We start from the raw sequence: 9,814 nt of genomic DNA, 5'->3' as shown, positions 1-9,814 counted from the left end.
TTTAATTTGTTGTTCACGTGAAATTTCATCTCTTGAAAGTTTACGTTTTTGAATGGTAATCGTTAAAAAGAAAGCTTTAAATTTCATTAGGATACTGCCCCTTTATAATTTATTTTTAATACATTTGTGTATAATACGAACTTTTAATGTCCGTTATTTTATCCATAGTTTGTTTTAATTGTTGTTTACGAAAGATTTCAGCTTCAGATAACGTTTTTTTCTGAAGTGCTGTCGTAAAAAAGAAAATATGAAAAGTCATAGACGAATTCCTCCTTTCGAAAAGGAATTACAGGTGATCACAATAAAGCATTTGGCGCTCCTTAATATCGTTCATAGCTTTTTCAATTTGCTCATTATGAAAAATTTCAGCTTTGGAAAGTGTATTTCTTTGAATCGTAATACTTAAAAACAATACGCTAATAGTCATCGAATGTTGCTCCTTTCTTTAAAAAATAATGTAAGAGACTAAAAAATCGCACAAAAAAGCCACAGGAAGATATCGTTCTCCTATGGCTGGGCGTGAAAAAGCCACAGGAAAGTATACGACCTCCTGTGGCGAATTTATGAATTAAAAGATATAAAGTACGATTTTCAATTCTCCATTATGGTGGTCGAATTCATATTTAATTGTCCGAAAAATACAGGTGCAGTTAACGCTAAAGTTAAAGCATGTAATTGTAATTTCATCATTTCCTTCGACCTCCTTTTAGAATATTTTTCTTACGTTAGTAATTATATACAATTAATGGATAATTGTAAACATAAAAATTGAAAATTTTTAATTTTGATTAAAATGCGTATATTTCGAAGGGTTATTAATGGGTATATTGTATTACTTAAAGTATAAATAGAAAATGGGGGTATCTAATGAAGTATATGAATAGAATAGCAGGTGTTATGCTAACAATTTTTTTATTTGTTACTGCTTGTTCTAATGGGGAACAAATAAAAGAAATATCACATATTGAACCTGGGGCTTTTAAAAAATATACGGGGACATACGTTGGAAATAATTCCGACGTTATTACGATTGTTACAAACTTACCTGGTGGTGAAACAGTTCAAAGTATAAATTTGAAAAATGAGAAGATCGCGGTGAAATACGGTGAGAAAAAGAACAGTGACTTAACAGAAGATATCATTGAGACGTATTGGTTTGACGGAAAGGATACGATGAAAAAGAACTTTCTCTTTAATGCTATTTATCTTGCAATTTTAGTACCAAATGCGAAAGGATATGAGTTTCAGGTTGAAAATCAAAATTTTGAATTGAAAAGAGAAGAACTCTTATCCATACTTTATAAAGAATTTAATGATTTTCCGAAGGGTGATCAAATATGGAATAAGGGGAACGTAATGAACTTCTTTTACGGTAATCAAGAAAAAATAGAAAAGCTAGTTAATAATAAAGATTTTCGAAAGCAATTTTTTGATGAACATCCTGTGCGGAAATCTAAGTGATATGGGGGAAGATGGGGTTATTTCACGATTGAAAATCCGAACATTTTTTAAAGGGAGTCATTCATTATCGAATGATTCTCTTTTTTTATGAAAATTATGGTAAAAAATAAAGTGATGTGATATGGTTGATTACATAAGTAATGAACCTATGAACCTAAGGTGGTGAAATTGTGAAACCAACTCTGGAGCAAAATAAATTAATATATATACAAATTGCAGAAACAATTGAAGCTGATATTTTAAAAGACATATTACTTGAAGAAGAACAAGTTCCATCGACAAATCAATTTGCGAAGATGCTACAAATTAATCCAGCTACAGCTGCAAAAGGAGTAAATCTACTAGTGGATGAGGGGATTTTATATAAAAAGAGAGGGATTGGGATGTTTGTTGCAACGGGAGCAAAAGAAGTCGTACTAAAAAAAAGACAAAATACTTTTATGACAGAGTATTTACCTAAAGTGTGGGAAGAAGCAAAAGTACTAGAAATATCAAAAGACGAATTGATGGATATGATACAAAAAATTACGAAGGAGGGGAAAGAGTAATGTTTGCACTTGAAACGAAAGATTTAACGAAAAAATATAAAAAGAAACTAGCTGTAAACGAAGTAACAATTAAAGTGGAAAATCATAAAATATATGGTTTACTTGGAAGGAACGGAGCAGGAAAAACGACATTATTAAACATACTTGCTGGTCAAATTATTTCAAGTAGTGGAAGCGTATCTATATTTGGCGAAAATGTTTTTGAAAATAGTAAAGCGATGCAAAATATTTGTTTCGTTAGAGTGAAAGAAGAAGCTCATTTAAGTTATAAAGTAAAAGAAATCTTTAAGATGTGTAGCATGTTTTATAAAAATTGGGATGGAAAGTATGCTGAGGAACTTGCAGATAAATTTCAGCTTAATATGACAGAGAAATACCATAAACTATCACATGGCATGCAAACAGTCGTAGGAATCATTCAAGGCCTAGCAAGTAGGGCACCGATTACTATTTTTGATGAACCAACTACAGGTTTAGACGCAGCACATCGTGAGTTATTTTATAGTTTACTATTAGAAGATTACGGTGAGTATCCTCGAACAATTATATTATCAACACATTTAGTAGAAGAAGTGACCCATGTTATTGAAGATGTGATCATTATAAAAGAAGGGCGACTTATTGTTCAATCATCAGTGGAAGATATATTACAACAGGGGCATATAATTTCAGGGCAAAAAGATAAAGTAGATGCGTTTTCGATCAATAAAAAAGTTATAAATCGAGAAGTTTATGGAAAGAAGGGTATTGCTGTTATATGGGAAGAGCTTTCTAATGAAGATTATTACTCTCTTGAAAAAGAAGGAATGGCAGTTGATAGAATTACATTACAAAAATTATTTATTCACATAACTGGTGGTGAAGTGAAATGACGATGTTAATGAAGCAGTTAAAGTTACATATAAATTTTCATTATAAAGCAATTTTAATATTTTGGATCGCAGCTTTATTAATAAAAGGGGCTATGAATGCTGTTAATCTATATGGAATGAAAATTGGTTATTTACCCGAATTTATCAATAATCCTTCTATAGCAATTATGATGTTTATAATAGGGAGTACTTTCATCATACAAGATGATTTATTTCGTTTAGCTATTTCATTTGGTGTGACAAGGATACAATATTTTACCGGAGCGATTTGTTATATTGTACTGCAATCTGCGTTATTTTCATTTATTCAAGTTATGCTTTTACAAGATATAAAATATAATTTAGGGAATATTAGCATTGGAGAACAATTAACACAACAATTTATTTTACAATTTTTGTTTTATGTTACAATAGCATATTTCTTTCAGGCAGTAGTAGTTTTTAAGCAACGATTTAAGTGGATCGGTCTTATGATCGGTGGGACACTTTTTTTAACAGCAAATAGTGTGCTTTTTGGAGAAGCAGGGATACAAAGTTTAATATTTACAAGTGATCTATCTTTAATAGATATACCATATTTTACTGTAATTTCAATTGGATTAACCATTCTATATATCATAACTAGTAGTATATTTATTCGTAAAGTTTCATTTGAACAAACGGTTTAAAATATTGTTAGATTATTTTAGAGAGAAGGAAAGTATATGGGAGACACATCCTCACTAATTACAGTCTTTTTATGTGTTGCGCTGCTCATATTTTGGCGTCGTTACCGCTCTATGTATAAACCGATAAAAGGAACGGGAAAACGTATTTTATGGCCATTACTATTTTTAACACCAGGGATAATATGGTTTTTTGGTCCAGTACATCTAGCACTAGTACAAGTCGTTATAGCAGTATTAATTGGAGTTCTTTTCGCGATCCCACTTATAATTCTAACAAATTATGAGCGAAGAGAAGATGGGAACATTTATACGAAAAAAAGTGCAGCCTTTTTAATTACCTTTATTGGAATTGTTATTTTAAGATATGGTTCAAGACAATATATCGTTGATTTAGATCAACAAACGATCGGTCTATTATTTTACGTCGTTGCAGTATCGTATATCATTCCTTGGAGAATTGCTTGTTATATAAAGTTCAGGAAAGTTTGGCGGGAAAATAATAATCATGCTATATGAAAACTTCTCATTTGAGAAGTTTTTTATTTTTCTATGTAAGTGAAATAACTTGTTGAAGTGCAAGTTACCATGCAATATGATAAATATAAAAAATTGAGGGGAAGTAGGGGATATAAAAGTGCGTACAATTTTACTGTTTTTACATAACATGCCCATTGATGAAATAGAAAGTATCAGAGAAAAGCATGATCCTTTATTCGGATTAATCCCTCCTCATATAACAATTGTATTCCCATTTGAAAGTTCCATTTCGAATGATGAGCTGAAATTATATATTTTGAATGTGTTCAAAGGGATTCGTCCGATTGAAATTAAATTTGCTAGCCGGATAAACAGCGAGGGAGAGTATTTATTTTTGGAAGTGGAAATAGGGAAAGACAAAATAGAAGAATTGCATGATAGATTGTATACAGGTCCTTTACTACAATTTTTGAGAACGGATATTCCATACATCCCCCATGTAACAGTCGGAAGAAAAGAAAGCTCGCAGTTAGCTACTGAACTAGCAAAGGATATTCCTAATTTTCATGAGAAGTTAAACGGTATAATCGATAGAATTAGTGTGGAACGTATTGGTGAGAACGGAGAATCGATTATTGAATTTGAAGTATTGCTTTAAAAAAGCTGACAAAAGTCAGCTTTTTTAATTCGTAACATGAAGCAAAGCGCCAATCGCACCGCTATAACCGTCATCTTGTAAAAAGACTGGTACTTTGTTTTGGTATTCTGTATAGTTACTGATAATATTTTGAAGGTGTACGTTATTACATAGGGTAGAACCGATGTAAATGATATGGTCAATGTTTTTCGCTTCAGCGAATTGAAGGCTTAATGCTGTGACAACTTCGCCGACAAGCCCTTGAATGGTAGCTAGTATATCAGAGCTACTATAATTTGAGTCTGTAATGGCTGATTTTCCGAAATTGCTAGCTGTTAAGCTATTATCGATAGGAGAGAGAATACCACCATAAATATCTCCAACCGTAATATCTAAACCTTTTCTTGATCCTGTTTTCGTAAGTGGGATTACATCTTCAAAATGATCTATATTTGTTAATAGTTTTGAAAGCCCCATAATTGTACCGCCACCAACTCCAGTTCCACCGGCGCGAACATATTGTTTATCATGAACGTAGTGAATGGAAGTACCTGTACCGATATTTGTTAAAACAAAATTGTTAATAGATTGCTTTTCTTCGTTAAGGATATGGTGAACACCTGTTATGGTAGCATCAAATTCGTTTAACGTTACTGTCTCGTATGAATCTGAAAGTCGTTTTTGTAGTTGTTCACCTTTCCCACCTGTGATACATAATTTCGTAATTGACTTGTTCTTCTTGAGCCAATCTATAATCTTTCCTTGTTCGTGTGAATAAAATTTTTCAAAAACTAATTTGTGCATTTCGTTAAAGTAAGCAATTTTTGTTAATGTTCCCCCAGCATCAATACCAACAACATTCCGCATTTTCCTACTCCTTACTATGTAATCTGTTTAATCAGCTTGATATATTAATAGCTTTTCAATAGTAACGATTGATTGACCGTTTACAGAGGCAATTCCTTTCCCAAGAATAAAACCTCGTCTGTTACGTGTTAATTCATAGTGTAAGTCAAGCATATCACCAGGGTACGCATTTCTATGAAATTCCACCCCATCTAAAGAAGAGAGGAAACCAAGTCCTTCAGATTCACCTGTACTTACAAAAGCACTAAGTTGAGCCAGTGCTTCTACAATTAGCATATGAGGCATATAGTTTTGATTGTTATTAATAAACCACTCGTTATTTGTGATTAGTTTGTATCCTGTAGCTGATTGAGATTCTTTAACGTTTGTGATTTTATCGATCATTAAAAATGGATAGCGATGGGGAAGAGTATCTTTAATATTCATACCGTACCTCCAGTTAATAATAATACCCCTGCAAAAGTTAAGCAGGGGGAGTTGTAATTAATTTTTAACTAATTCATCTACTTTTTCAAGAGAGAAAATACCGCTATTTTTAATATTTTCAACGACTTGTTGTAATACTGCTTTATCTTGAACAAGTGCAATACGTACAAAACCTTCACCATGAGGACCGAAAGCATGACCTGGTGTGACAACGACATTTGCACGATCCATTAATGCGTAAGCGAATTCTAGAGAAGTCCATCCTTTCGGAATTTCAGCCCAGACGAACATACTACCAGCTGGTTTATCGACGTTCCAACCAAATGTTCGGAATCCATCGACTAAAGTATCTCTACGTTTTTGATAAATACCGCGGTTTTTTTCACAAAAAGCGGCGCCATTTCTTAGTGCAGCACATGCTGCTTTTTGAATTGGTAAAAACACACCGTAATCCGTATTGGATTTAAACTGTGTAAGTGCACCGACAATTTCTTCATTTCCAATCATATATCCAATACGGCTACCTGCTAAACTATAACTTTTTGATAAAGAGTTAATTTCAACACCAACTTCTTTTGCTCCAGGTATTGATAGGAAGCTTATCGGCTTATTACCATCGAAATAAAATTCAGCATAAGCAAAATCATGGACAACGATAATATTATGTTTTTTCGCGAATGCGATTACCTCTTTAAAGAAATCTTCATGAGCCATTGCTGGAACTGGGTTCCCTGGGAAGTTCAAAATCATCATCTTCGCTTTAACGGCGATTTCTTCAGGAATAACTTCTAAATCAGGTAAGAAATCATTTTCTTTCTTTAATGGCATATAGTAAGATGTTGCGCCAGCCATTTGAATACCTGTTTCATAAGCTGTATATCCTGGATCAGGAACTAATATTATATCTCCAGGATTTGCATATACCATAGGTAAATGAACGAGTCCGTCTTGTGAACCCATTAATAATAAAACTTCTTTATCAGCATTTAATATAACATTATGAGTGTCATTGTAATATTCAGTTACAGCTTCGTGAAATTCTTGAATACCAGATAACGTATATCCGTAACTTTCCTTTGCACTTGCCGTATGTACCATTTCTTCTCTTACAAAATCAGCAGGAGGCATATCGGGATTCCCGATACTTAAATCGATCATTTTATGACCTGCTGCAATTTTCTCTTTTTTATAGGCCCCTAATTCACTAAAAATAGAAGATTGGAATGCTTTCATTCTAGTTGCTAACGTGTAAGTCATCAAAACCCCTCCTAAAAACAGTGTTTTCTTTCTGCGTTTTTAATTATTCTGAAAACACATGTTTACATTTTATCATTTTTTTATGAAAATTAAAACGATTGACAAATTTAGAGGAAGGGATTGGAATAAATATCATACTTCACAAGCTGGTTATTCTTCCAATTTTTCTAGAAGAGGATGGCTAAATGATAAGTCAGCTAACTTAAAAGTTTATTGCATATTTCATCCATACCATTTAGGAGGTTTTGTAGTTTTTTGAAGTTGCTGAATTCTAATAGTTAGTTACTTGTTTTTTTGTATGTACACATTTTCTCAGCATTCATGAAGTATACATTTAATTTATTATCGACAACTTTTATAGATTGATCTGATGTAAACGAGTTACCATAATCAATGTGATACACATTAGAGTTTTTTACAAATGTTCCTTTATATAGATCTTCTTTTTTATTTGTTGTATGCATTTCTACTAAGTTTTGAACAAGCTTTTCTTTCTTTTCTTCTTTTACAACTGTTTCAAATTTATAATATACTGGGCATTCACCATTTTTATTATCAACGACTTCCCAAGAGCTGTATATATCATTATTACTGCATCCACTAAGTAGAACGATTAATATAGGAAAAATAAGTAGAAACTTTTTCATTTTGTACTCCTTTCTTATTAGTTTTTATAAACGTGCGAATAAGATAGGAATATTGTAAAAAATAAAGTTTAAATTTTTATAAAGAATTACTAAATTTCACATAAAAATTTAGAGAAAGATGGGGATTTCAAAATAAAAAGGCATGAATCTACTGTAATGCCAGATTCATGCCTAGCAGCCTATCTTAAGTTATGTCTTTTGAGGATAAATGAAGCGGAAAGAAGAATGACAATTCCATTTACAACATATACATTTGCAATACTAAAGGCTAAGTTAGCTGAGCCAATTCCACCTTTATCGAATATAGAAGCGAATGCTGTAGTAGTCAACAAGATAATGGGAGTTAACAATAAAAATACGAAACCTGCAACAATCCTTCTTTTAAAGTTATTTTGAGATAAGGAAATGGCTAAAAAATTAAGGACGCCAAACATAACTAATGAAAAAAGAAGGATAATTAATAATTGCATGCCATTAGAAATTTCCACCACTCCTTTTTATAGAGAATCCTTTATATAATGTATTCGGAAGCAAGAGGGTCTACTCCTTTAAATAACTTCGATAAAGGTAATAAATGGGATTTTTATAAAACAAAGAAGCATGGATCAATATAAAACTGAATCCATGCCTAAAGTGTTTATGTTATAAATTCGTAGATTGCGACGTTTGTTTTTCAAATTGTTTTTGCTTAGATAGGGAAATAAAAATAATCACCAATGAAATGACTCCGAAAATTAGAACCATATACTGTAATCCAATCGTATCTAAGAAGAAGCCTGTGCCGAGTAAGACAATTTGGAACATAACTCTTTCAAACATATTACGGAATGAGAAGAGACGCCCGTGATAGCTTTTTTCGACTTTCGTTTGGAAAATTGTCGACATAATAGGGAAGAAGCAGCCAACACTAAATCCAAATAAACCAAATGAGGCAAGAGCCATCCATTTTATATCGCTAAAGAACAAGGAAAGATGTGCGAAAGCGGTACAAAATGCGAAGAAATATAGTAACTTTTCAGGCTTGAAATGATCAGATAAACGTTTAATAACGAATGCACCTAACATAAACGCTACACCTTCAATTGTATATATGAATCCTTTAATTGTTGGGTCATGTTGCATTTCGCTAATGTTAATAACCATTAAATTGAATCCAGCTATAAATAAAAGAGGGATAATACTTAATATAAGTGCTTTAAAAGCGATAGGGATTCCTTTTAAAATACGAAATACTTCCATAAAACTATTATCTTTAGCTGATTGTTTATTTGATGTAGTAGACTTTTGATCTTCAAATTGTAGGAAGAAAGTTGAGAGGAATAATAAAGCGTATGCTGCCATTGAGAAGGCATACATATACTGTAAACTCATTACAACTAAAAGAATTCCACCTAGTGAAGTACCTGCAATACGAGCGATTGTACCGATATTCATATGTACACCGTTCATTTGTAATAGCTCATGTTCATTAACGATGAGTGGGATTACAGATTGTAATGCAGGGAAATAAAAAGCTGCTGAAATTTGAAGTGCAATCATAAAAGCAATCATAAAAGCGATACTTTCATATTGAATAGCGAAAAACATAAAAATAACACTTAAAACCCGACCAAACCCAGCATATAGAAGAACTTTCTTCTTTTCATACTGATCGATGACACGGCCAGCCATAGGACCAACTAGAACACCTGCTAATAGTCCGATAAATAATATAACTGATTTCATGAAATCAGAAGGGACATATTTTTGCATGAATTCAAGGTTACCAAGAATACCAAGCCATAAACCGAGACCAGCAATAAACTCCCCAATTAATACAATCCAAACGTTTTTATTACGCCACATAATTAAAAACCTCGCAGTCATTTATAATTTAAAAATCGTATATAAAACCTCCTTATTTATTCGTTATTTTTTAACGTGCTTTTTTTAGAGTCAGCGTCTATATTACGTG

The 9,814-nt window shown here is 32.3% G+C and carries 15 protein-coding genes; 6 read left to right on the top strand and 9 right to left on the bottom strand.

The window, feature by feature from the left end:
• The 3 genes from KI356_RS23150 to KI356_RS23140 all read right to left on the bottom strand — a co-directional run.
• A partial coding sequence (locus KI356_RS23150) for a YrzI family small protein (RefSeq protein WP_212936581.1) occupies window positions 1-87 on the bottom strand: 87 nt, incomplete at its 3' end.
• Between the two features lie 28 nt (window positions 88-115).
• Window positions 116-259, bottom strand: a complete 144-nt coding sequence (locus KI356_RS23145; protein WP_000142704.1) for a YrzI family small protein — start codon at window positions 257-259, stop codon at window positions 116-118.
• Window positions 260-286: 27 nt separating this feature from the next.
• Window positions 287-427, bottom strand: coding sequence for a YrzI family small protein (locus KI356_RS23140; protein WP_128280323.1), 141 nt, complete (start codon window positions 425-427; stop codon window positions 287-289).
• Window positions 428-867: 440 nt separating this feature from the next.
• Here KI356_RS23140 and KI356_RS23135 point away from each other — a divergent pair, with 440 nt between their 5' ends.
• The 6 genes from KI356_RS23135 (at window position 868) to KI356_RS23110 (ending at window position 4,684) form a co-directional block, all read left to right on the top strand.
• The gene (locus KI356_RS23135; protein ID WP_212936579.1) at window positions 868-1,461 is read left to right on the top strand and encodes a DUF4825 domain-containing protein; all 594 of its coding nucleotides are present in this window, start codon (window positions 868-870) and stop codon (window positions 1,459-1,461) included.
• A 170-nt stretch (window positions 1,462-1,631) separates the two neighbouring features.
• Entirely contained in the window at window positions 1,632-2,009 is a 378-nt protein-coding gene (locus KI356_RS23130; RefSeq protein ID WP_212936578.1) for a GntR family transcriptional regulator, read from the top strand.
• The gene (locus KI356_RS23125) at window positions 2,009-2,881 is read left to right on the top strand and encodes an ATP-binding cassette domain-containing protein (RefSeq protein ID WP_212936577.1); all 873 of its coding nucleotides are present in this window, start codon (window positions 2,009-2,011) and stop codon (window positions 2,879-2,881) included. The genes KI356_RS23130 and KI356_RS23125 overlap by 1 nt, the downstream gene beginning before the upstream one ends.
• Window positions 2,878-3,549, top strand: a complete 672-nt coding sequence (locus KI356_RS23120) for a DUF4052 family protein (RefSeq protein WP_212936576.1) — start codon at window positions 2,878-2,880, stop codon at window positions 3,547-3,549. Before KI356_RS23125 ends, KI356_RS23120 begins: the two co-directional genes overlap by 4 nt.
• A gap of 36 nt (window positions 3,550-3,585) precedes the next feature.
• Window positions 3,586-4,065: a CcdC family protein gene (locus KI356_RS23115; RefSeq protein ID WP_212936575.1), complete on the top strand. Its 480-nt coding sequence runs from the start codon at window positions 3,586-3,588 to the stop codon at window positions 4,063-4,065.
• Window positions 4,066-4,183: 118 nt separating this feature from the next.
• Window positions 4,184-4,684, top strand: coding sequence for a 2'-5' RNA ligase family protein (locus tag KI356_RS23110; RefSeq protein ID WP_212936574.1), 501 nt, complete (start codon window positions 4,184-4,186; stop codon window positions 4,682-4,684).
• A gap of 24 nt (window positions 4,685-4,708) precedes the next feature.
• Here KI356_RS23110 and coaW read toward each other — a convergent pair whose 3' ends face one another.
• The 6 genes from coaW to KI356_RS23080 form a co-directional block, all read right to left on the bottom strand.
• Entirely contained in the window at window positions 4,709-5,530 is an 822-nt protein-coding gene (gene coaW, locus KI356_RS23105) for a type II pantothenate kinase (protein ID WP_212936573.1), read from the bottom strand.
• A 27-nt stretch (window positions 5,531-5,557) separates the two neighbouring features.
• Window positions 5,558-5,956 carry a 3-hydroxyacyl-ACP dehydratase FabZ family protein gene (locus tag KI356_RS23100; protein ID WP_212936572.1) on the bottom strand — a complete coding sequence of 133 codons (399 nt, stop codon included), beginning with the start codon at window positions 5,954-5,956 and terminating at the stop codon, window positions 5,558-5,560.
• A gap of 57 nt (window positions 5,957-6,013) precedes the next feature.
• The gene (locus KI356_RS23095; protein ID WP_212936571.1) at window positions 6,014-7,213 is read right to left on the bottom strand and encodes an LL-diaminopimelate aminotransferase; all 1,200 of its coding nucleotides are present in this window, start codon (window positions 7,211-7,213) and stop codon (window positions 6,014-6,016) included.
• A gap of 278 nt (window positions 7,214-7,491) precedes the next feature.
• Window positions 7,492-7,860, bottom strand: a complete 369-nt coding sequence (locus KI356_RS23090; protein ID WP_212936570.1) for a hypothetical protein — start codon at window positions 7,858-7,860, stop codon at window positions 7,492-7,494.
• A gap of 179 nt (window positions 7,861-8,039) precedes the next feature.
• On the bottom strand, window positions 8,040-8,342 hold the full coding sequence (locus KI356_RS23085) for a hypothetical protein (protein WP_212936580.1): 303 nt from the start codon (window positions 8,340-8,342) through the stop codon (window positions 8,040-8,042).
• A 160-nt stretch (window positions 8,343-8,502) separates the two neighbouring features.
• Window positions 8,503-9,705 (bottom strand): MFS transporter, encoded by a 1,203-nt coding sequence (locus KI356_RS23080; RefSeq protein ID WP_212936569.1) that lies wholly within the window; start codon window positions 9,703-9,705, stop codon window positions 8,503-8,505.
• Window positions 9,706-9,814 lie beyond the last annotated feature (109 nt).

Source organism: Bacillus hominis (genome assembly GCF_018332515.1).
Classification (GTDB): Bacteria; Bacillota; Bacilli; order Bacillales; family Bacillaceae_G; genus Bacillus_A; species Bacillus_A hominis.
This window is presented reverse-complemented; position numbering and strand designations above follow the sequence as displayed.

Bases quoted from the DNA above. Each gene is read 5' to 3' on its own strand.
- KI356_RS23145 (WP_000142704.1), bottom strand. From the start codon at position 259: ATGACTTTTCATATTTTCTTTTTTACGACAGCACTTCAGAAAAAAACG.
- KI356_RS23140 (WP_128280323.1), bottom strand. From the start codon at position 427: ATGACTATTAGCGTATTGTTTTTAAGTATTACGATTCAAAGAAATACA.
- KI356_RS23135 (WP_212936579.1), top strand. From the start codon at position 868: ATGAAGTATATGAATAGAATAGCAGGTGTTATGCTAACAATTTTTTTA.
- KI356_RS23125 (WP_212936577.1), top strand. From the start codon at position 2,009: ATGTTTGCACTTGAAACGAAAGATTTAACGAAAAAATATAAAAAGAAA.
- KI356_RS23120 (WP_212936576.1), top strand. From the start codon at position 2,878: ATGACGATGTTAATGAAGCAGTTAAAGTTACATATAAATTTTCATTAT.
- KI356_RS23115 (WP_212936575.1), top strand. From the start codon at position 3,586: ATGGGAGACACATCCTCACTAATTACAGTCTTTTTATGTGTTGCGCTG.
- coaW (WP_212936573.1), bottom strand. From the start codon at position 5,530: ATGCGGAATGTTGTTGGTATTGATGCTGGGGGAACATTAACAAAAATT.
- KI356_RS23100 (WP_212936572.1), bottom strand. From the start codon at position 5,956: ATGAATATTAAAGATACTCTTCCCCATCGCTATCCATTTTTAATGATC.
- KI356_RS23095 (WP_212936571.1), bottom strand. From the start codon at position 7,213: ATGACTTACACGTTAGCAACTAGAATGAAAGCATTCCAATCTTCTATT.
- KI356_RS23090 (WP_212936570.1), bottom strand. From the start codon at position 7,860: ATGAAAAAGTTTCTACTTATTTTTCCTATATTAATCGTTCTACTTAGT.
- KI356_RS23080 (WP_212936569.1), bottom strand. From the start codon at position 9,705: ATGTGGCGTAATAAAAACGTTTGGATTGTATTAATTGGGGAGTTTATT.